22 protein-coding genes are annotated in these 20,678 nt (G+C 75.1%); 9 read left to right on the forward strand and 13 right to left on the reverse strand.

The genetic code is table 11. The features are described from left to right. Nucleotides 1-343 precede the first annotated feature (343 nt). Nucleotides 344-793 carry a DUF805 domain-containing protein gene (locus QFZ62_RS08970; RefSeq protein ID WP_307504468.1) on the forward strand — a complete coding sequence of 150 codons (450 nt, stop codon included), beginning with the start codon at nt 344-346 and terminating at the stop codon, nt 791-793. Nucleotides 794-833: 40 nt separating this feature from the next. On the opposite strand, the gene QFZ62_RS08975 is transcribed toward QFZ62_RS08970, so the two are convergent. From QFZ62_RS08975 to QFZ62_RS08985, 3 genes are all read right to left on the reverse strand, one after another. Beyond that, nucleotides 834-1,682 (reverse strand): Asp23/Gls24 family envelope stress response protein, encoded by an 849-nt coding sequence (locus QFZ62_RS08975; protein ID WP_307504471.1) that lies wholly within the window; start codon nt 1,680-1,682, stop codon nt 834-836. Nucleotides 1,683-1,751: 69 nt separating this feature from the next. Further along, complete coding sequence (gene aqpZ / locus QFZ62_RS08980; protein WP_307504474.1) at nt 1,752-2,570, reverse strand: aquaporin Z; 819 nt, start codon at nt 2,568-2,570, stop codon at nt 1,752-1,754. 125 nt (nt 2,571-2,695) lie between these two features. Next, on the reverse strand, nt 2,696-3,139 hold the full coding sequence (locus tag QFZ62_RS08985) for an Asp23/Gls24 family envelope stress response protein (protein ID WP_307504476.1): 444 nt from the start codon (nt 3,137-3,139) through the stop codon (nt 2,696-2,698). A gap of 285 nt (nt 3,140-3,424) precedes the next feature. Here QFZ62_RS08985 and QFZ62_RS08990 point away from each other — a divergent pair, with 285 nt between their 5' ends. The 4 genes from QFZ62_RS08990 to QFZ62_RS09005 are packed head-to-tail and all read left to right on the forward strand — an operon-like array spanning nt 3,425 to nt 6,313. Further along, nucleotides 3,425-3,985 (forward strand): RNA polymerase sigma factor, encoded by a 561-nt coding sequence (locus QFZ62_RS08990; protein ID WP_307507746.1) that lies wholly within the window; start codon nt 3,425-3,427, stop codon nt 3,983-3,985. A 14-nt stretch (nt 3,986-3,999) separates the two neighbouring features. Next, on the forward strand, nt 4,000-4,662 hold the full coding sequence (locus QFZ62_RS08995; protein ID WP_307504479.1) for a hypothetical protein: 663 nt from the start codon (nt 4,000-4,002) through the stop codon (nt 4,660-4,662). Then, complete coding sequence (locus tag QFZ62_RS09000) at nt 4,659-5,021, forward strand: hypothetical protein (protein WP_307504482.1); 363 nt, start codon at nt 4,659-4,661, stop codon at nt 5,019-5,021. Before QFZ62_RS08995 ends, QFZ62_RS09000 begins: the two co-directional genes overlap by 4 nt. Before the next feature lie 23 nt (nt 5,022-5,044). Next, nucleotides 5,045-6,313, forward strand: a complete 1,269-nt coding sequence (locus QFZ62_RS09005) for an NAD(P)/FAD-dependent oxidoreductase (protein WP_307504485.1) — start codon at nt 5,045-5,047, stop codon at nt 6,311-6,313. Here QFZ62_RS09005 and QFZ62_RS09010 read toward each other — a convergent pair whose 3' ends face one another. Next, nucleotides 6,314-6,838 carry a MarR family winged helix-turn-helix transcriptional regulator gene (locus tag QFZ62_RS09010; protein WP_307504489.1) on the reverse strand — a complete coding sequence of 175 codons (525 nt, stop codon included), beginning with the start codon at nt 6,836-6,838 and terminating at the stop codon, nt 6,314-6,316. A gap of 93 nt (nt 6,839-6,931) precedes the next feature. On the opposite strand from QFZ62_RS09010, the gene QFZ62_RS09015 reads away from it, so the two are divergent. The 3 genes from QFZ62_RS09015 (at nt 6,932) to QFZ62_RS09025 (ending at nt 9,655) form a co-directional block, all read left to right on the forward strand. Next, nucleotides 6,932-7,723: an SDR family NAD(P)-dependent oxidoreductase gene (locus QFZ62_RS09015; RefSeq protein ID WP_307504492.1), complete on the forward strand. Its 792-nt coding sequence runs from the start codon at nt 6,932-6,934 to the stop codon at nt 7,721-7,723. Nucleotides 7,724-7,810: 87 nt separating this feature from the next. Further along, nucleotides 7,811-8,467 carry an NUDIX domain-containing protein gene (locus tag QFZ62_RS09020; RefSeq protein WP_307504496.1) on the forward strand — a complete coding sequence of 219 codons (657 nt, stop codon included), beginning with the start codon at nt 7,811-7,813 and terminating at the stop codon, nt 8,465-8,467. An 87-nt stretch (nt 8,468-8,554) separates the two neighbouring features. After that, nucleotides 8,555-9,655, forward strand: a complete 1,101-nt coding sequence (locus QFZ62_RS09025) for a low specificity L-threonine aldolase (RefSeq protein ID WP_307504498.1) — start codon at nt 8,555-8,557, stop codon at nt 9,653-9,655. A 91-nt stretch (nt 9,656-9,746) separates the two neighbouring features. Here the strand turns inward: QFZ62_RS09025 and QFZ62_RS09030 are convergent, their stop codons facing one another. Both QFZ62_RS09030 and QFZ62_RS09035 read right to left on the reverse strand, forming a co-directional pair. Next, a complete protein-coding gene (locus tag QFZ62_RS09030; RefSeq protein WP_307504501.1) occupies nt 9,747-12,491 on the reverse strand; it encodes a phosphoenolpyruvate carboxylase in 2,745 nt (914 codons plus the stop codon). 137 nt (nt 12,492-12,628) lie between these two features. Further along, complete coding sequence (locus QFZ62_RS09035; RefSeq protein ID WP_307504504.1) at nt 12,629-13,903, reverse strand: MFS transporter; 1,275 nt, start codon at nt 13,901-13,903, stop codon at nt 12,629-12,631. Between the two features lie 265 nt (nt 13,904-14,168). Here QFZ62_RS09035 and QFZ62_RS09040 point away from each other — a divergent pair, with 265 nt between their 5' ends. Beyond that, the gene (locus QFZ62_RS09040) at nt 14,169-14,474 is read left to right on the forward strand and encodes an ATP-dependent DNA ligase (protein ID WP_307504507.1); all 306 of its coding nucleotides are present in this window, start codon (nt 14,169-14,171) and stop codon (nt 14,472-14,474) included. A gap of 64 nt (nt 14,475-14,538) precedes the next feature. On the opposite strand, the gene QFZ62_RS09045 is transcribed toward QFZ62_RS09040, so the two are convergent. The 7 genes from QFZ62_RS09045 to QFZ62_RS09075 form a co-directional block, all read right to left on the reverse strand. Next, nucleotides 14,539-14,805, reverse strand: coding sequence for a hypothetical protein (locus tag QFZ62_RS09045; RefSeq protein WP_307504509.1), 267 nt, complete (start codon nt 14,803-14,805; stop codon nt 14,539-14,541). Nucleotides 14,806-15,113: 308 nt separating this feature from the next. After that, nucleotides 15,114-15,914, reverse strand: coding sequence for an NAD(P)-dependent oxidoreductase (locus QFZ62_RS09050; RefSeq protein WP_307504512.1), 801 nt, complete (start codon nt 15,912-15,914; stop codon nt 15,114-15,116). 74 nt (nt 15,915-15,988) lie between these two features. Further along, on the reverse strand, nt 15,989-16,759 hold the full coding sequence (locus QFZ62_RS09055) for an ABC transporter ATP-binding protein (protein ID WP_307504515.1): 771 nt from the start codon (nt 16,757-16,759) through the stop codon (nt 15,989-15,991). Next, nucleotides 16,756-17,856, reverse strand: coding sequence for a FecCD family ABC transporter permease (locus QFZ62_RS09060; RefSeq protein ID WP_373425952.1), 1,101 nt, complete (start codon nt 17,854-17,856; stop codon nt 16,756-16,758). Before QFZ62_RS09060 ends, QFZ62_RS09055 begins: the two co-directional genes overlap by 4 nt. Beyond that, nucleotides 17,829-18,878 carry an ABC transporter substrate-binding protein gene (locus QFZ62_RS09065; protein ID WP_307504520.1) on the reverse strand — a complete coding sequence of 350 codons (1,050 nt, stop codon included), beginning with the start codon at nt 18,876-18,878 and terminating at the stop codon, nt 17,829-17,831. Before QFZ62_RS09065 ends, QFZ62_RS09060 begins: the two co-directional genes overlap by 28 nt. A 122-nt stretch (nt 18,879-19,000) precedes the next feature. Continuing rightward, nucleotides 19,001-20,020: a LacI family DNA-binding transcriptional regulator gene (locus tag QFZ62_RS09070; RefSeq protein ID WP_307504522.1), complete on the reverse strand. Its 1,020-nt coding sequence runs from the start codon at nt 20,018-20,020 to the stop codon at nt 19,001-19,003. A gap of 163 nt (nt 20,021-20,183) precedes the next feature. Further along, nucleotides 20,184-20,648, reverse strand: coding sequence for a nuclear transport factor 2 family protein (locus QFZ62_RS09075; RefSeq protein ID WP_307504525.1), 465 nt, complete (start codon nt 20,646-20,648; stop codon nt 20,184-20,186). Nucleotides 20,649-20,678: the final 30 nt, after the last annotated feature.

Here is a 20,678-nt window from a genome sequence, read left to right on the forward strand (position 1 = left end):
CTGGTCGCGTCCCGCACGCGCGACCGCCTCACGCGGGACAGCGCGAAGGAGGAGACGCCGAAGCGGATCAAGGTGCGCCGCACGTTCGACCGCTACGGCGTGCCGGGCGTGAGCCTCCTCGGCCCGCTCCTGCTGCCGACGCACTTCACGTCGGCCGCGATGGTCTCCTTCGGGGCCCGCGCCCGCACGGTGCTGATCTGGGAGACGATCGCGATCGTCGTCTGGGGCGTCGGCTTCGGGGCGCTCGCAGCGCTCGGGGTCGCGGTGCTGTGAGGCGGGCCAGCCCTGACGCCCGGCCGCGTCCGCTCCCCCGGGTGCGGCCGGGCGCCGATACGGTCGACGCATGACCGCCGCGACGACGCCCGGATCCCGCCCGCCGCTCGAGCTGCCCCTCTACGGGGCGAGCTGGGCCGAGGCCGTGCGGCGGTTCCTCCTCAAGTACGCGACGTTCCGCGGGCGGGCGAGCCGGAGCGAGTTCTGGTGGTGGATCCTGACGAGCTTCGTCGCCACGTCCGCCCTGCGGGCCCTGAGCAGCCTCGGCGCCGATGCCGACGGCGGCGAGTCGCTCGGGCTCCTCGACCTCCTGGCCGTCACGGACCCGTGGAGCGCCGTCCTCGCCGTGCTCCAGCTGGCGGTCTTCATCCCGTCGCTCGCCGTCTCGTGGCGCCGCCTGCACGACACCGACCGCAGCGGCACCTGGACGTTCATCACCTTCATCCCGGTCCTGGGGCTGATCGTGTACGTGATCATGACCGCGAGCCGGGCCCGTCCGTCCGGCGCGCGCTTCGACTGACGGGCAGGACCGCCGACAGGCGACGGGCCCGCCCCGGCCGCTAGGTGCGGTCGGCGGGCGCGTCGGGGGTCGCGACCGCGTCGCCGTCGACCGCGACGCGCTCTCCCTGCACCTCGACGGTGGCCGGGCCGTCGACCTCGATGCGCGTGGGCTGTCCGCCGTGCCCCTCGACGATCACGGTGACCTCGGGCGCAGAGGCATCCCGTCCGGACGCCTCCGGCTCTCCGGACGCGTCGCCGTACGTGTCGAAGTCGGCGGCCTCGGCTGCGGCACCGGCCTCGGCACGCTCCGCAGCGGCGTCGCGCGTCTCCTCGGCGTCGGCACGGGCCGAGTCCGCGAGCACGGCGCCCACGGCCTTCGCCCGGTCGACTGCCTCGGATCCGGCGCCCTCCGCCTCCTCGCGCAGCCGGGAGCCCGCGTCCCGGGCCTTCTCGAGCAGCTCGGAGCCCGCGTCCTCCGCCCCCTCGAGCGCCGCGGCCGCAGGCGACGGCGCGTCGTCGAAGGGCCCGTGCACGTCGGTCACGCGGATGTCCACGCGCACCGGACCGGGCGCGATCTGCCGGGCCGCACGGGCGACCTGCTCGCGGGTCTCGTCGACGACGTCCTGCACCGGGGTCGGGTACTCGACCACCAGGTCGAGGTCGATGACCGTCCGGCCGTCCTCCTCCGAGACCGTGACGCCGGGGCCGGTGCTCGTGCCGCGGATCGCGCGCGACGCGGCGTCGAGCGCGCGGGCCGCCGCACCGCCCAGCCGGTGGACGCCCGTGACGCCCGCGGCGGTCTCGGCAGCGGCCACGCCGATGCGGTGCGCGGTCGTCTCCCCCTCCGGGTGCGCGGCGTCGATGCCGGACAGGTCGACGGGTCGGATGGCGGGTGCGGCGTCGTTCACGGCGGTGCTCCTTCGGTGGTGCGGATGCGGATGCGGATGCGGGTGCGGGTGCGGGTGCGGGATGCGGGATCAGGCCGGGACGTCGGCCGCGCGGGCCAGGACGCGGTGCGCGAGCCCGGCGATCGCGGCGCCGACCAGCGGCGCGACGACGAAGGCCCACAGCTGCGCGAGCGCGGTCGGCCCGCCGTAGATCGCGGCCGCGAGGGAGCGCGCCGGGTTCACGGAGGTGTTGCTGACCGGGATGCTGATCAGGTGGACCAGGGTGAGCGTGAGCCCGATGAGGATCGGCGCCACTGCCGCGTACGCCTCCTGCGCCGTCACGGCGAGGATCACGGTCACGAACACCGCGGTGAGGACGACCTCGGTCGCGAGCACCGCGGCGAGGCCGAAGCCGCCGGGTGACCCGTCGCCGTAGCCGTTCGACGCGAAGCCCGCGTCCCGGGCGGCGGCGAGGTAGCCGGCGGGGCCGTCGGCCGCGATGAGCGCGAGGACGCTGGAGGCGAGGACCCCGCCGAGGATCTGCGCGACGACGTAGCCGGGGACCTCGCGCCAGCCGATGCGGCCGGCGATCGCGAGGCCGACCGTGACGGCGGGGTTGAAGTGGCCGCCGGAGATCCCGCCGACCGCGGCGACGCCCGCCATGACCGTGAGGCCGAACGCGAGCGCGACCCCGAGGAGGCCGACGCCCGTGGCGTTCGCGTCGTCGGGGAAGGCCGACGCGTAGAGCGCCGTGCCCACGCCGCCGAGGACGAGGAGGAAGGTGCCGAACGCCTCCGCACCGTGGCGGGCGGCGGCGGACGGTCGACGGTCGGCGGAGGTCGCCTTCCGGCCGCGGCCCTGGGCGGGGGTGTCGCGGGGGGCCTTCGCGGAGGGGGTGGACTTGCTCATCGGGTGGGGTCCTCATGGTACGTGCGGGGGGATCGGGGGCCGCGCGGCGCGGCGCGGGGACGCGGCGGGAGGGCCCGCGCGCGGTGACGGGACCGGGGCGGGCCCGGTCCCGTCGCCGGATGGCGCTACCGGACGCGACGCTCGGCGTCGTCCTCGTCGTCGTCCGACGGGATGTGGACGTCCGCGACGGTGACGTCGACCTCGGTCACGTCCATGCCGACGACCTGCGAGATCGCGTCGGTGACGGAGGCGCGGATGCGGTCGGCGAGGTCCTGCAGGGCGACGGGGTACTCGGCGACGACGACGATGTCCGCCGCGACCTGCTTCTCGCCGACCTCGACGGAGACGCCCTGGCCGCGGTCCTGCTGGCCGATGACGTTGCGGATCGCGCCGACCGCGCGGGCCGCGCCGTTGCCGAGGTCGTGCACGCCGGGGACCTGGCGGGCCGCGATGCCCGCGACCTTCTCCACGACGCCGTCGGCGATGGTGTTCCGGCCCGCGGCGGATCCGGCGGGGGTGCGCTCGGCGGCGGCGCGGCGGGAGGCGGGGGCGGGGGTGACGTCGGTCATGGGTGCTCCTAGGGAGGTGACGAGCGCGATCCCGGAGGATCGCGGTGCCGGCGGGATGACCGGCACGTCAAGGAGACGAACCGTCCCGCGGCCCCGTCCCGCACGCCCAGCGTTCCTCCAGGCCGGAGCGTCCCCGCTTCGCTCCGTGGCCACCGTCGAGCACGCCCGTGCGCTTTGCGGCCATCGTGGGCGGCCCCTCGGCGACCGTCGTGCACACTCTCACCGGGGCACCGCGCCGACCGCGCGCGGCGGACGACGGCACGCGGGGAACGGCAGGAGGCGATCATCGGCACCGACGAGGACCCGCTCCTCCACGCGGCCGACGCCACCCTCGCGTCGCGGGCAGCCGACGGCGACGTCCAGGCGTTCGCGCAGCTGGCCCGGCGGCACGGCCCGCTCATGCGCGTGTACGCGGCGCGGATCCTCGGCTCCGACATCGAGTCCGACGACGTCGTGCAGGAGGCGTTCCTCACCGGCTGGCGGCGGCTCGGGGAGCTCGACAGCCCGGCGGGCGTCCGCTCGTGGCTGATCCGCATCGTCACGCACAAGGCCATCGACCGGATCCGCGTCCGCCGTCACCACGACGACATCGACGACTGGGACCCGCCGACCCCCGACGCGCGCGGCCCGGAGCGGATCGTCGAGACCCGGCTGCAGATGGACGCCGTGTGGGACGCTGTCGGGAGGCTGCCGGGCGACCAGCGGAGGTGCTGGCTCCTCCGGGAGACGGCGGGCCTCAGCTACCAGGAGATTGCGGACGAGCTCGACCTCCCCCTCTCCACCGTGCGCGGCCTGCTGGCCCGCGCTCGGCGGTTCCTGCTCCGCGAACTGGAGGCATGGCGATGACGGAGGACGCGCGCATGCGCCCCGACCCGCCCGACGACGGGCGGTCCCCGACCGACGGACCGGACGACCCCGACGGCCCCGACGGCCCCGACGGCCTGATCGACGGCCGGACCATCGAGGAGCTCGCCGACTACCTCCACCGCGGCCGCACGCCGCTCGACCCCGCCATCGAGGGGTCCGCCGCCTGCCGGCTCGCGCTCGCCAACCTCGCCCGCCTCTCCGAGCTCTCCGCCCAGGGCCTCCGCCGCGAGGCCGACCGCGACCCCGACCGCGACGCCGCGTGGATCTCCGGCCTCCTCGAGGCCATCGGCGCCGAGGTCCGCTCGGGTCGCGACATCCCGATCTCCCACCCGGACCCGACCCTGCGCCTCACGCTCACGGAGGCGGCCGTGCGCGGCATCGTCCGCCGCGCGGGCGACGGCACGCCGGGCGTGATCATGGGCCGCTGCGCCCTGCACGGGGACGTCGGCACGCCCGGTGCCGTGATCCGCGTGGACGTGACCTGCACGCTGGAGTTCCCGCTGCCCGTCGCGGAGGTCGCCGACCTGCTGCGCATCCGGATCCGCGACGCCCTCGCCCGGCACGCCGAGCTGACGGTGGGCGACGTCGACGTGACCGTGGACGACATCCGGCCGCCCGCCGAGGCCGCGGCCGCCCCACCCGAGGAGGCCGGATGATGCTCGACGACGCCGACCTGTCCCGTCGCCTCACGGCCGCCGTCCGCGGGGTCGACGGGGTGACGGGCGTCTACCCCGCGCAGCCGATCCTCGAGGCGGCTGCCGTCGCGATCGCGGGCCGCCTGCGCCTCCGGGCCCCCGACGTGCTGGTGGACGTCGACCGCCGAGCCGGCTTCACGACCGTCGCGACGCAGGTCGCGACGGCGGCCGACCGTCCCGCCGCGGACGTAATCCGCGCGGTGGGCGAGCGCGTGCGCGACGAGCTCGCCGCGGAGCCCGGCCTCGACGGCCCGTTCGACGTGCGGGTGCAGGGCCGGCTGGTCGAGGAGAGGACCGGACACCGCCCCGGCAGCGCGTAACACCCCGCACCTAGGGTGAGCCCATGACCGATGCCCCCGGCACGACCCCGCACCACGACGTCCTCGTCATCGGCGGGGGGAACGCGGGGCTCTCGGTCGCGGGGCGCCTGCGCCGCCTCGGCGTCTCCGACGTGGCGGTCGTCGAGCCGCGCGACACGCACTACTACCAGCCCATGTTCTCCCACGTCGCGGGCGGCACGGCGCGCGCGTCGCAGGCCACGCGGCCGCAGGGATCCGTCACGCCGAAGGGCGTCACGTGGATCCAGGACCGCGTCGCCGGCATCGACCCGCACGCCAAGACCGTGGCGCTCGCGTCCGGGCAGCGCGTCGGGTACGGCCAGCTCATCGTGTGCCCCGGCATCCAGAAGGACTGGGACGCCGTGCCCGGCCTCGTCGAGGCCATGGCGTCGCCCGTCGGCATCTCCAACTACGAGCACCACTACGCCGCGAAGGCCTCGCGGGTGCTGCGCGAGGTCCGCTCCGGCACGGTCGTCTTCACGCAGCCCGACGGCCCCGGCACCTGCTCCGGCGCGTCGCAGAAGCCCATGTACCTCGCCTGCGACCACTGGCGCGCGACCGGCGTGCTGGACGACATCCGCGTGGTCCTCGTGGTGCCGACCCCCACCATGTTCGGCATGCCGCTCATCGACGGGGAGCTCGAGCGCAAGGTCGCCGAGTACGGCATCGAGGTGCGCTACGGCCGCCAGCTCGTCGCCGTCGACGCGGCGGCCCGCACCGTCGAGATCGCGGGCGACGACCGGGGCCGCGCGCTCCTCGGCCCGGACCACGCCGTCCAGGCCGACGACCCCGACGTGCACCGCGAGACCCTCGCCTACGACGTGCTGCACGCCGTGCCGCCGCAGTCCGCGCCCGACTGGCTCGCCGGCACGGGCCTCGCCGCCCCGGGCGACGCCGGGGGCTTCGTGGAGGTGGATCCGCTGACCCTCCGCCACCCCCGCTTCCCCGACGTCTGGGCGCTCGGCGACGCCGCCGCCACCACGAACTCGAAGTCCGGCGGCGCCCTCCGCCAGCAGACCACCACGGTCGCGAAGAACCTCGTCGCGGCGCGGAAGGGGAAGCCGCTGCCGCAGGTCTACAACGGGTACTCGGTGTGCCCGTTCGTGGTCTCCCGCTCCACCGTCGTGTTCGCCGAGTTCGACGACCGCTACCGCCCGAAGCCCTCGATCCCGCTCTGGACGGGCCTCGCGAAGGAGCGCCGCATGACGTTCGTCGCCGACCGCTACCTGCTGCCGTGGGTCTACTGGAACCTGATCCTGCAGGGCCGCGCCTGATCAGCGAGCGCGGTCGTCGCGGCCGTCGGCCTCACCGCTGCCGAGCGGCCGCCAGGCGGGAGCGGCGCTGACCGACTCCGACAGCCGCCGGCCGATCTCCCCGAGCTGCCGTGCCTGCCGCTCGGTCAGCGCGTCGAACACGAGCCGGCCCACCAGCGCGTGATGCGCCGGCGTCGCCCGTGCCACCTGCTCGTGGCCCGCGGGGGTGAGCCGCGCGAGGGTGAAGCGGCCGTCCGTCGGGTCGGCCTCGCGGGTCATCCACCCCTTCCGCTCCAGGCGCGTCGCGGCGCGCGAGAGCCGGGACAGGGTCGAGCTCGCGTACCCCGCGAGCGTGCTCATGCGGAGGGTGCGCTCGGGCGCGGTGTCGAGCGCGTAGAGGACGCCGTGCTCGAAGTGGGTGAGGCCGCTGTCGCTCTGCAGCTGCGCGTCGAGGGCCGCGGGGAGCCGCTGCATGAGCGTGGCCAGGGACGCCCAGACCTCCATCTGCTCGGGGCTGAGGCCCTCGGATCCCGCCGTCGTCGCCATGCTCCCAGCGTAGGGCACGCCCGACGCTGACTTGCCTGCGCAAGCGAATCGCGCCATGCTCAGTTGACCAGGCAAGTGACGAGAGGGGTCGGCATGGACATGCGGCTGCAGGGCAGGACGGCGTTCGTGAGCGGATCGACGCAGGGCATCGGGTACGCGATCGCGTCCGCCCTGACCGCGGAGGGGGTGCGCGTCACGGTCAACGGGCGCGACGCGACGCGGGTGGCGTCCGCCGTCGAGCGCCTCCGCCGCGAGCACCCGGGGGCGGATCCCGCGGGCCTCGTCGCGGACTTCGCGAAGCCCGCCGAGGTCGCGCGGCTGCTGGCCGACCTCGGCGAGGTCGACATCCTCGTCAACAACGTCGGGCTCTTCGGCCTCGCCGAGTTCGATTCCGTCGACGACGACGAGTGGGCGCGGTACCTCGAGGTCAACGTGATGAGCGGCGTGCGCCTGTCACGGGGCCTCCTCGGCGGGATGCTCGAGCGGGGCTGGGGGCGCGTGGTCTTCGTGAGCAGCGAGTCCGGCGTCGACGTGCCGGCCGACATGATCCACTACGGCGTGACGAAGGCCGCGATGCTCGCGCTCGGCAACGGGCTCGCGAAGCGCACGCGCGGGACCGGCGTCACCGTGAACTCGGTCATCGGCGGGCCGACGTGGTCCGACGGCGTGGCCGCGACGGTCGCGGGGATCGCGGCCGCGCGCGCGGTGCCGACGTCCGACATGCGCGACGCGGTCATCGGCGCCAACCGGACGAGCCTCCTGGAGCGCTTCATCGAGCCGGCGGAGATCGCGAGCCTCGTCGCGTACCTCGCGAGCCCGTTGGCGTCCGCGACCAACGGCGCCGCGGTGCGCGTCGACGGCGGGGTGCTCGCGGGCACGCTCTAGGCGGCAGCGGGATCACCGGCCCCGCGAGCTGCCGGGTCCGACCTCCGGCGGACGCGCCGCCCGCGGTCCGGCCGCGAGGATGGGGGCATGAAGCACCCCGGTGAGACCCTGCCCGACTCACGGGGTCGCACCCGCCTCCACACCCGCGGGATGGACCTCGACCGCAGCCCCGACGTCGTCGTGAAGCGCGTCGAGGTCACCTCCGACGGCTGGCACGTGCTCCGCCGGACCACGCTCGACCTGCGGCTCCGCGACGGCACCTGGCAGGAGCAGCAGCGCGAGACCTACGACCGGGGCGACGGCGCGACCGTGCTCCTCTACGCGGCCGACACGCACCGCCTCCTCCTCACCCGCCAGTTCCGCTACCCCGCCTACGTCAACGGCCACCCGGACGGCATGCTCGTCGAGGCCGCGGCCGGCCTCCTCGACGAGGACTCCCCCGAGGACGCGATCCGCCGCGAGGCCCGCGAGGAGCTCGGCGTCGAGGTCGTCGCGCTCACGCACCTGTTCGACCTCTTCATGAGCCCCGGATCCGTGACGGAGCGCGTGCACCACTACCTCGCCGCGTACGCGCCCGCCGATGTCGTGGGCGCGGGCGGCGGCGTGGCCGACGAGGGCGAGGACATCGAGCGGATCGAGGTGACGCTCGAGGAGGCGCTCGCGATGATCGCGGACGGCCGCATCGCCGACGGCAAGACGGTGATCCTCATCCAGCACGTCGCGCTGCACGGCTTCCCGGCGTAGCGGCGCCCGGCGGGCGGCGGGGCGGCACCGGAGGTCGGCGCGACGCAGGCGGACGGGCGCGCGCCGCCGGTAGGCGAGGATGGATCCGTGACCGACGCCGACGCCACCACCCCCGTCTCCCCCCTCCACCTCCACGACACCGCCGCCCGCGGCTTCGCCTCCGACAACTACTCCGGGATCCACCCCGAGGTCCTCGAGGCCATCGCCGCGGCGAACGGCGGGCACCAGGTCGCGTACGGCGGCGACGCCTACACGGCCCGCCTGCAGGAGGTCGTCGGCGAGCACTTCGGCCGCGGCGCCGAGGCGTTCCCCGTCTTCAACGGCACGGGCGCGAACGTCACCGGGCTCCTCTCGATGCTGCCGCGCTGGGGCGCCGTCGTCTGCGCGACCACCGCGCACATCAACACCGACGAGGGCGGCGCCCCCGAGCGCGTCGCCGGGATCAAGCTCCTCCAGGTGCCGACCGAGGACGGCAAGCTCACGCCCGAGCTGATCGACCGCGAGGCGTGGGGCTGGGGCGACGAGCACCGCGCGCAGCCGCTCGCCGTGAGCATCACGCAGACCACCGAGCTCGGCACCGTCTACACGCCGGCCGAGGTGCGGGCGATCGCCGACCACGCGCACGAGCGCGGCATGCGCCTGCACATGGACGGCGCCCGCCTGTCGAACGCGGCGGCCACGCTCGACGCGCCGTTCCGCGCCTTCACCTCCGACGCGGGCGTCGACGTGGTCAGCTTCGGCGGCACCAAGAACGGCCTGCTCTACGGCGAGGCGATCGTGGTGCTCGACCCCGAGGCGTCGGAGGGGCTGACCTACCTCCGCAAGCTCAACATGCAGCTCGCCTCCAAGATGCGCTTCGTGAGCGCGCAGCTGCTGGCGCTCCTCGGATCCGAGGTCGACGGCGTGCCGCTCTACCTCCGCTCCGCGCGCCACGCGAACGGCATGGCCGCGCGTCTGCGCGCCGCGCTCGAGGGCGTCGACGGCGTCGCGTTCACGCAGGAGACGCAGGCGAACGGCCTGTTCGCGATCCTGCCCGAGGGCGTCGCCGACCGCCTCCGCGGCGAGTTCCGCTTCTACGACTGGGACCCGGCCCGCCGCGAGGTGCGCTGGATGTGCTCGTTCGACACCACCGAGGACGACATCGACCGGTTCGCGGCGGCCATCCGCCGGGAGGTCGGGGCGGCGTAGCCCGCGCCTCCCGCGCCTCCCGCGCGCGCGACGACGGCCGGTCCCCGCGGGGGCCGGCCGTCGTCGCGTGCGGGACAGGGGCGGAGCGGGATCAGCCCGTGTTCTGCAGGCCCGCCGCGATGCCGTTGACGGTGAGCAGGAGGAGCCGGTGGTCGGGATCGGTCGGGTCGGCCTGGCCGGGCGCGCCCTGCTCGGGCGACCCCTGCGCCGCCGTGCGCAGCGCGCGGAGGGCCCGGAGCTGGAGCAGCGACAGCGCGTCGACGTACGGGCTCCGCAGGCGCACCGCGCGGCGGAGCACCGGACGGCCCTCGAGGATCTCGCCGCGGCCCGTGGCCTTGCGCACCCACTCGCGCGTGAGCTCCATCTCCTCGGTGACGAGGGCCGCGAGGTCGGGCCGGTCGCCGAGCGCGAGGTAGCGCTCCGCGAGGCGGCCGTCGGTCTTGGCGAGCGACATCTCGACGTTGTCGATCATGGAGGTGAACAGCGGCCACTCGTCGTAGGCCTTCCGGAGCACGTCGACGTCGCCGACGGCGGCCAGCGCGGAGCCGAGGCCGAACCAGCCCGTGAGGTTGATGCGCGCCTGCGTCCACGCGAACACCCACGGGATGGCCCGCAGGTCCTCGAGCGACTCGACGGACAGGCCGCGCCGGGCGGGCCGCGAGCCGAGCGCGAGCAGCCCGATCTCCTCCATGGGCGTGACCTGCGCGAACCAGGGCGCGAAGCCGGGCGCCTTCACGAGCTCGAAGAACCGGGCGCGCGACGCCTCGTCCATGGTGCGGACCATGTCGGCCGAGCCCTCGGCGGCCACGGCGTTGCGCTCCTCGTTCGACGGGGCGCTCGCGAGCAGCGTGGCGGCGGCCATCTGCTCGATGTGCCGGGCGGCGATGCGCTTGTCGCCGTAGTGGGCGAAGATCACCTCGCCCTGCTCGGTGAGCTTGAAGCGGCCGTCGACCGATCCCGGCGGCTGGGCCCGCACGGCGCGGTCGGCCGGCCCGCCGCCCCGGCCGAGGGCGCCGCCGCGGCCGTGGAAGAGCGTGAGCTCGATGTCGTTCTCGCGCGCCCAGGCGGCGATGCGCGCCTGCGCGTCGAACAGCGCGAAGGTCGCGGAGACGGGCCCCACGTCCTTCGACGAGTCGGAGTAGCCGAGCATGACCTCGAGCTTCCGGCCGGTGGCGGCGAGGCGCGCCGCGACCTGCGGCAGCCGGATCATGCCGTCGAGGATCTCCGTGCTCGCGTCGAGGTCGGCGAACGTCTCGAAGAGCGGGATGACGTCGAGCACGGGAGCCGCCTCCGCCGAGCCGAGGGCCAGCGCGGCCAGCTCGTGGACCGTGCGGATGTCGTCCGCCGACTGCGTGAACGAGACGATGAAGCGCGAGAACGGCGCGACGCCGTGCCGGTCCTGGAGGCGGGCGAGCGTGCGGAACACGTCGAGCACCTCGATCGTCATGGGCGCGAGCCCGGGGGCGGCGTCGCCGGACGCGCCGCCGCCGGACGCATCGGCCTCCGCCCCCGCGAGCACCTCGCGGAGCGCCTCGCGGTGCACCTGCGAGTGCTGGCGCACCTCCATCTCGGCGAGGTGGAAGCCGAAGGTCTCGGCCTGCCAGATGAGGCCCTGCAGCTCGCCGCCCGCGATGCGGTGCGCGCCCGCGCCGCGGAGCGAGGCCTGCAGCACGCGGAGGTCGGCCAGCAGCTCGGCGGCCGACGGGTAGGCGATGGGGTCGTCGTGGCGCTCGCGCGTGGCGGCGAGGCGGCCGGCGATGACGAGCAGCACGCGGCGGTGCAGCTCGGCGGGTGCGCGCGTGCCGATGCGGGCCGTGAGGTGCGGCGCCAGCGCGTCCTGCGCGGCGGCCAGCTCGCGGAGCCCGGCGCTCGGCGGGGTGTCCGCGTCGCCCAGGGTGAGCGAGCGGCCCACGCGGAGCGCGACGCGCTCGAGGCCGAGCAGGATGTGCTCGCTCGCGATGCCGGCAGCCTCCTCGGTGACGGCGGCGGTGACGTACGGGTTGCCGTCGCGGTCGGCGGCGATCCAGTTGCCGAGCCGGAAGAAGGCAGGCGCGACGGCCTCGCGCACGCCGGCCTCCTCGCCGAGGAGCCAGTCGTCGAGCAGGCGGTAGACGCGCGGCACGACCTCGAAGAGCGTCTGGTCGAAGACGCCCATGGCGGTGCGCACCTCGTCGAGCGGCGTGGGGCGCGTGGTGCGCAGCGGCGACGTGCGCCAGAGGCCGTCGATCTCCTCGAGCAGGCGCCGGTCGACGTCGGCCGCCGTGAGCGTGCCGGCGACCGCGCCGTCGCGCTCGGTGAGGAGGTCGCCGATGCGGCGGATCCCCGTGGCCACGGCCCGGCGGCGCGCCTCGGTGGGGTGCGCCGTGAGCACGGGGTGGAAGCGCATCTCGCCGAGGCGGCGCATGGCCTCCTCGCGGCCGAGCTCCTCGGTGAGCGTGCCGACGGCGTCCGGGATGGAGTCGGGCACGAAGCCCGCGGCGGCCTCGCGCTCGCGGAGCACGCGCACGCGGTGGTGCTCCTCGGCGAGGTTGGCGAGGTGGAAGTAGCACGTGAACGCGCGGGCGACCTGCTCGGCGCGCTCCGGCGTGAAGGTGGCGACGAGCCGCTCGGCGTCGTCGATGGAGGCGTCGCGTGCGCTCTCGTACGCGTCGATCACGAGCTCGCGGAGGCGCTCCACGTCGCGGAGGAGCTCCTCCCCGCCGGACTCGCGGAGCACCCGGCCGAGCAGTCCGCCGAGGTGGCTGACGTCCGATCGGAGGGCCGGCTCGACGGCGTCGCGCGTGTGGTCGCGGGTGGAGTCGTGCTCGAGGGGAAGCGGCTTCGGGGGAGTCGTCACGGTGTCGAGGATACGGAACGCCCGGGGCGGATCCTGCGCATGACGTCCGGGGACGACCTCCGCGGCCACCGATCCCGCTGTGGAGGAGGGGCGCGGGGACGGGATCGCGCGCGCGGCGACCCGCGCGCGACCCGCGGTCAGGCGGCGGCGGGCGCGTCCGTGCGCTCGACGCGGGGCATCCGCAGCAGCGCGTAGGCGGACGCCGCGAGCAGCAGCACGGCGCCCGTCGCGAACGCCACGGGGAAGGAGACGGCGTCGGCGAGGTACCCGGCGACGAGCGGGCCGACGATCGCGCCGAGGTCGGACACCATCGAGAAGACGGCGACGGGTCGGCCGCTCCGGCCGCCCGCCGCGTCGCCGACCGCGGCCGCCGGGGCCGTGCCCATGAACGAGGCGGCGGCGCCGAACAGGCAGAGCAGGATCGTGAGCACGAGGACGTTCGGGGCGAAGGGGATCGCGATCATCAGCACGCCGGCGACGGCGAAGGAGCCGATGATCGCGGGGCGGCGGCCGACCGTGTCGACGAAGCGCGCGGCCGGCGCCAGCGCGAGCGCCTGCACGACGGCGGCGCACGCGAAGGCGATGCCGGTGGAGGCGGCGGGCGCGCGGATCACCTCGACGACGAGCAGCGGGATCAGCGAGCTGCGGACGCCCATCGACGCCCACCCGTTGCCGAGGTTCGCGAGGAGCGCGCCGCGGTACCGGGTGTCGCGGAGGACCTCGCCGAACGCGCGCGGCGGCTCGACCGGGCCCGTGGGCGCGACCTCGCGCGTGCGCTTCGTGAGCAGCAGCAGGCCGATGACGCTCGCGACGGCGAGCGTGGCCGCGTAGAAGAAGAAGGGAGCGGTGAGCGAGACGGTCGCGAGCAGGGCGCCGAGCGCGGGCCCGGCCATGCCGCCGATGAGGAAGCCGCCCTGGTAGAAGCCGATCGCGCGGGCGCGGCGGGTCGGATCCGTCGAGCCGAGCAGCAGGGTCATGGCCGCGACCGAGAACATCGCCGAGCCGATGCCGCCCGCGCCGCGGAGGAGCAGGAGCTGCACGTAGTCCTGCGCGAGGCCCGCGAGGCCGGAGGAGAGCGCGACGATCGCGAGGCCCACCGCGAGCACGGTCCGCTCGCCGACGGCGTCCATGATCCGCGCCACGAACGGGCTCATCACGAGCCGCATGAGCGCGAACGCCGAGATGACGGCGCCGATCTCGAAGCTGCCGACGCCGAAGCTGCGCGCGTACACGGGCAGCACGGGGACGACCACGCCGAAGCCGACCATCACGAAGAAGGCGATGATCCCGAGGACGAGCACGTCGCGCGGCAGCTTCGGGCGCGGGGCGCGGGCGGGGCCGCGGGTGTCGGGCATCGAGCCGTCGCCGGGCTCGGGGGTGCGTGCGGATCCCGCACGTCGGAAGGACCGCATGGGTTCAGCGTACGTCGGGTCGGAGGGGCGCCGAGCCGGCGAGGAGGTGGCCTCCGCGACACCCGCGCGCCCATCCCGCGGGCGTATGGGAGCCAATGATTTGCCCCCAACGCATCTGGTTCCCTAGGCTCGCGTCACGCCCTCGGAGACGGTCCGCGGATCATCCCGCACTCCGCATGCGGGAGCCCGGTGCACGGGTCGCGGACCGCACGGGGCGCCTTCCGGGGGACCCGCTCCGGGATCGACGCCCGGGAAGGGACCGCACGTGGGCCACCTCGTCTACGACTCGCAGAGCCGCACGCAGCTGGATGACCGCGCGCTCGCGCACCTGCAGATCGTCATCACGAACAAGCTCCGGCGCGGGGAGTCGTTCGCGTTCTCCTGGAAGAACCCGGCCGCCGAGGGCGACGGCCGCCGCACGATCTGGATCGCCCCGGAGATCCCGCTGGAGTTCGTCTACGCCGGCAGCCGGCCCCCGGCGATCGACTTCGCGTGGGTCGACGCGCTGATGCACACGGCGAACACGGCCGCGGGCCTCCACCTCGTGCCGGAGCCCGACCGCTCGGCGTGAGCCGGTGCCGCCCGCGAGGCCGCGGGTGCCACGGGCCCGGTAGCCGGACACCGCGGCGCGGGCGTCAGACCAGGCTGTAGAGGTCGGGGTCGGTCATCATGGCGGACAGGCCCGCCGCCGGCTCGTCGTCCCGGTGCTGCTGGATGGTGATCAGCACGGACGACCGCCCGCTGAGGAGCACCGAGACCCCCTCGCCCCGCACGGTCGTGAAGTCGACGAAGCCCGCCCCGCGCGCGACCGCGTCGGAGATGCGCGCCCGGAGCGCGTCCAGGTCCTCGTCCGCGGAGAGGAGGAACGACTGCCCGTCGATCCGGAGCTCGGTGGAGTGCATGGGGCCCTTCTCCCTGTGATGTGGCGCGGGGGCGCATGGCGCCGGCCCGATGGAGGCCGCCCGTCGGGTCCGGGCGTCTCGACCTCCTGAGTGAGGCTAAGCCGTCCCGGCTCGGAATCCCCGAGGTCTCGTGATCGCGAAAGGAATCCGGACCGTTCGGTCGATCCGGCGCGTCCGGCTAGCGGTCCGTCGGCGCGATCCGCGCGGCGAGCAGCGCGGTCGCGAGGCAGAGGAGCGCGATGGCGCGGCTGCGGATCCGCAGGCATGAGCAGACATCTCGGCCTCCGGGCGGGCAGCCGCGGCGGCCGTCACGCCATGTCGGAGCCCAGCTCGACCTCCGTGAAGATCGACCCGAGCAGCACGCCCGCCGGCGGCGACGTGTCCTCGCCGAGCTCCGGGAACCGGTGCGCGAAGACCTCCGCGTCGTCCTCCGGGTGGAACCCGATCGCCTCGCCCGCCGCGAGCGAGACCCAGCGGCGGGTGTTGCGGGAGACGCCCCACACGATCCGGTGGCCGGGCTCGTCGAGGCGGAGCACCGCCTCCACGAGCCGGGCGGCGTCGCCCGCGGAGAGCCAGGTCGAGACGCTGCGGGCCTGCGACGGCTCGGGCTCGGCCGTCATGATCCGGACGCTCACCACGACGTGCCCGTGCCGGTCGGCATACAGGCTGCCGAGCCCCTCGAGCAGCACCTTGCTGAGGCCGTAGAAGGTGTCCGGCCGGGCGGCGGGGACGTCCTCGCGCGCGGCGTCGACGGCGGGCAGGAAGCCGACCGCGTGCACCGAGCTGGCCGCGAGGATCCGCGGCACGCCCGCCCGCACGACCGCCTCGTGCACGGCGTGCGAGCTGTCGTTGTTCACCGACTGGATCGCCTCCCACGAGCGCTCCGACGCGTGCGCCGCGAGGTGCACGACCAGGTCGGATCCGCGGAACGCCTCCGTGCACGCGTCGACGTCCGTGGTGTCGACGATGGCCGCGGTCTCCCCCGCGGCGAGCGGCGTCGGCGGCTCCACCACGTCGAGCAGCCGCAGCTCGTGCCCGGCGGCCAGGAGCAGCGGGCGGATGCTCGTCGCGATCCGGCCGGACCCTCCCGTGATCGTGATCGTGCCCATGTGGGATCCCCTCGTCGTCGACGCGCCGGACCGCGCGGCCGTCCTCCCATCCTGGGCGAGGGGCGGCCGGCCGCCTAGAGCGGCGCCGGGTCGAACAGCACCTGCGTGCCGCCGCGCGCCCCGTCGTGCGTGACGCGCGCGCGCACCCCGTAGACGTCGGCGATGAGGCCGGGCGTCAGCACGTCGCGCGGATGCCCGCCCGCCACCACGCGTCCCTCGCGGAGCACGAGCACGCTGTCGCAGAACATGGCCGCGAGGTTGAGGTCGTGCAGGGCGACGACCGTGGTCACCGGGAGGTCCCGCACGAGGGCGAGCAGCTCCAGCTGGTGGCGGATGTCGAGGTGGTTCGTCGGCTCGTCGAGCAGCAGCTCGCGCGGCTCCTGCGCGAGGGCGCGCGCGATGTGCGCCCGCTGCCGCTCGCCGCCCGAGAGGGTGCGCCACGCGTGGTCCGCCTTCGCCTCCAGGCCGACGTGCGCGATGGCCCGGTCGATGGCGGCCGTGTCCGCCGCGGTGTCGCCGCCGAGGAGCGTCCGGTACGGCGTGCGGCCGAGGCGCACCACGTCGCGCACCACGATGTCGACCTCGGTCTCGCCGTGCTGGGTCACGGTCGCCACGCGCCGCGCGACCTCGCGCCGCCGGAGCCCCGCGAGGTCGGCGCCGCCGAGGGTCACGCGGCCGGAGTCCGGCGACGCGGCGCCCTGCAGGAGCCGCAGCAGCGACGACTTGCCGGAGCCGTTGGGGCCGAGCAGCCCCACGGTGGATCCGGGCGCGGGCTCGAGCGTGACGTCGTCGACCACCAGCCGGCCGCCGCGCGTCCAGCTGACGCCGCGCGCCTCGAGCGTCACGCGCGACCCCGGTTCCGCATCAGCAGCAGCATGAACACGGGCACGCCGACGAGGGCGGTGCCCACGCCCACCGGCAGCGGCGTGGGCGCGAACGCGATGCGGGAGAACGCGTCCACCCACACCATGAACACCGCGCCGAGCACGATCGTCGCGGGCACGACCCGCGAGTGCCGCTGGCCGAACAGCAGGCGTGCCGCGTGCGGGAGCACCAGGCCGACGAAGCCGATCGCGCCGGCGATGCTCACGAGGGTCGCGGTGAGGAGCGCGGTGACGACCAGGAGGATCGTGCGGGTGCGGCCCACGTGGATCCCGAGCGACGACGCGACCTCCTCGCCGAACGCGAAGGCGTCGAGCGAGCGGGCGTACGCGAGGCAGACGACGGCGCCCACCGCGACCACGGCGACGATGAGGCCGACCTCGTCCCAGCGCATGCCCTCGAGCGATCCGAGGAGCCAGAACATGATGCCGCGCGTCTCGTCGGAGTCCGCGAACGCGAAGACGACGAGCGAGGTGAGCGCCGAGAACAGCTGCGTGCTGGCGACGCCCGCGAGGATCACGCCCGCCGTGCCGCCGGAGGAGGAGCGGGCGAGCAGCAGCACGAAGCCGAACGCCACGAGCGCGCCGATGAAGGCGCCGCCCGACATCCCGATGGCGCCGCCGCCGAGGCCGAGCACGCCGATGAGCACCGCGCCGGTGGAGGCGCCGGAGGAGACGCCGAGCACGAAGGGGTCCGCGAGCGGGTTCCGCAGCAGCGACTGGAGCACGACGCCGCAGAGGCCGAGGCCCGCGCCGCAGGCCGCCGCCACGAGCGCGCGCGGCAGGCGCTCCTGCCAGACGATGGCGTCCTCGGAGACGCGCACCGGGATCCGCGCGAGCCCCGCGTGGTTGAGCAGGATGTCGCGCACGTTCACGAGCGACACGTCGGCCGGCCCGAGCGTCACGGCCACGCCCACCGAGAGCGCGAGCGCGACGACCGCGAGCGCGAGGAGCACGGCGACGCGGAGCGCGCGCGGCAGGCCCGTCACCCGCGCGGCGAGCGTCGCGAACGGCGCCCGCACGGCGGAGGCGCTCAGAGCCGGGCCCCGCGCGCGTCCCACCAGGCGCGGATCCTCTCGAGCCCGTCGACGAACCGGATGGACGGGTTCATCTCGGCGCCGTGCAGCGCCACCATGCGGTCCTCCGTCACGGCCGTGAGGTCGCGGGTGAGCGGGTCGCTGGTGAGGAAGTCGATCTTGTCCTGCAGCCTGTCGCCCGGGAAGCGGTCCCGCTGCAGGTCGCCCAGCACGAGGATGTCGGGGTCCCGGTCGACGACGCTCTCCCAGCCGGTGGCGACGAAGTCGTCGCGCACCTCGGGGAACGCGTCCGTGAGGCCGACCTGGCGGGACAGGAGCGCCGTGGCGCCGAACCCGCCGCCCATGTAGGGCGTCTTCGTGTCGGCGAACCAGTACATGACCGTCGCCCCGCCGAGGTCCATGCCCTCGGTGGCCGCGGCCGCGCGCTGCTGGAGAGAGGAGACGAGCGCCTCCCCCCGGTCCTTCACGTCGAAGACCTCCGCCATCTCGCGGATCTCCTGGTACAGGGCATCGACCGTGAGCGGCGTCGTGCGCTGGCCGCCGCCGTTGATGCTCACGTCGGAGTCGCAGTCGGTGGGCGAGAGGTAGGAGGGGATGGCCGTCTCGGCGAGCCGGTCGCGCGTGACGACGCCGCCCGTGCCGTAGTGCCGGCCGAAGGACGCGGTGACGAAGTCGGGGTCCGCGCCCATGAGCACCTCGTAGGTGGGCGCGTTGTCGGCGAGGCGCGGCACCTCGGCGTTCGCGTCGGCGAGCGCGTCGAGCACGGGATCCGTCCACGACGCCGTGCCGACCATGCGGTCCTGGAGGCCGAACGACAGGAGGATCTCGGTCGCGTCCTGGTCGAGCGACACCACGCGCGAGGGCGCCCGCTCGACCGTGACCTCCTGCCCGCAGTTCCGCAGCGTGAGCGGGTACGCGGTGGATCCCTCGCCCGCGTCGACCACGGTCGCGGCCGGCACCTCCTCGGACGCCCCGCATCCGGTGAGGGCGACGAGCACGAGGCCCGTGACGGCGGCGGCGCGGAGGCAGGTGAGGGCGCGGGGCATGGGTCTCCAGGAGGTCGAGGCCGGTGTCGGCCGGCGGGGAGCCGGGCCGCGGGTAAGCATAGCCTTACCTCACCTAGTGGCTCGACCCCGCCTCGGGACGCCGGCCCGGCGCAGCCCGGTGGTCAGCGCGGCCGCGCCACCGTCGACCCGCGCACGATGAGCTCGAAGCCCATCGTCTCCGTGCGGAAGGCGCCCGCGCCCGCGCCGCGCTCGATCCGCTCGGCCAGCATCTCGACCGCCCGGCGCGCGATGGCGCGGCGGCCGGGCGACACGGTGGTGAGCGGCGGCTGCGCGAAGCGGGAGTCGGTCGTGTCGTCGAGGCCCGCGACGGCCACGTCCTCGGGCACGCGGAGGCCCCGCTCCTGCAGCATCCACTGGGCGCCGAGCGCGAGCGAGTCGTTGAACCCGAACACGGCGTCGAGCTCGACGCCGTCGTCGAGGAGGCGGGCCATCGCGGCCGCGCCGTTCTCGCGGCGCCAGGGGCCGGGATCCACCTGCAGGCGCGGGTCGACCGGGATGCCGGCCGCGGCGAGCGCGTCCTCCGCGCCGCGCCGGCGGAGCGCCGAGCCCGACGGCTCGTCCGCGTCGCGCACGCCGATGAGCGCGATGCGGCGCCGGCCGGTCTCGACGAGGTGCGCGACCGCGGCGCGCGCCGCGTCCCGGTCGGCGATGAGCACCTGGTCGGCGAGCCCCGCGAGGAAGCGCTGGCCGATCATCACGAGCGGCACGTTCAGGTCGATGACGCCGGCGTCCTCCTGGTGCAGCGCGAGCGGCTCGTAGATCACGCCGTCGAGCACCTGGCGGTGCAGTCCCGAGAGGGCGCCGATCTCGCGGTCGCGCCGCCCCGCCGTCGTCTCGACGAGCACGCTGAGGCCGAGCTCGTCGGCCGCGTCGATGACGTCCTGCGCGAGCGGCGCCAGGTACGCGCTGTCGAGCTCGGGGATCACCAGCGCGATCATGCGCGACCGGCCCGAGCGGAGGTTCCGGGCGGAGACGTTCATCCGGTACCCGAGCTCGGCGACGGCGGCCTCGATCCGCGCCCGCGTCTCGTCGCGCATGTACGGGTAGCCGTTGAAGAAGTTGCTGACGGTCTTGATGGAGACGCCGGCGGCCTTCGCGACGTCGCTCATCGTGGCCGCCATCCGCTCCCCCTCGTCCGGGCGCTCCCGCCGCGGATCCTCGTCCGGCCGCGCGCGCCGCCCCCAGCCTGGCATGCGGGCCGGGCGGCGGCGGCGGCGGCCCTACTTCACCGCGCCGCTGCTCGACGGTGCGACGCCGGCAGCGACACCGGTCGGCCCGGCGCGGTCACGGGCGATCGAACCTCAAGCGGGTCTCGCTCGCGTCGGGCGCCGCGTCGATGTCGAACCGGGCGCTGGCGTCACGGTGCGCGATGAACCACTGCCCACCCACGCGGCGGTACTCGTCCCGGTAGGTTCCTCCCGTCCTCACCCACCGGCCGGAGTGCAGGCGCACGGTGGCAGCGACATCGCATTCGCCCCGGGCATGGTCGCCATCGATCCAGATGCTGTGGTTGGTGGTCCAGTGGACGTACTGCGCGAACGTCGTCCATTGGGCTCGGACCACCTCAGCGATCGCCTCATGACCCTCGTAGCTCACCTCGTCGCCCATCCGCCACACGGCGTCCGGTGCCCACACGGCGAGGAAGCGGTCGAGATCCCGCTTGTCCGCACCGTGGCAGTACTCCGCGGCCAGCCGACGGATGGCGAGCTCGCTCTCGATCCGGTCCAGGCGCGTGTCGAGGTCGGTCACCAGCACACCCTTCCACGGATGCGACGGACC

Source organism: Clavibacter sp. B3I6, assembly GCF_030816895.1.
GTDB lineage: Bacteria > Actinomycetota > Actinomycetes > Actinomycetales > Microbacteriaceae > Clavibacter.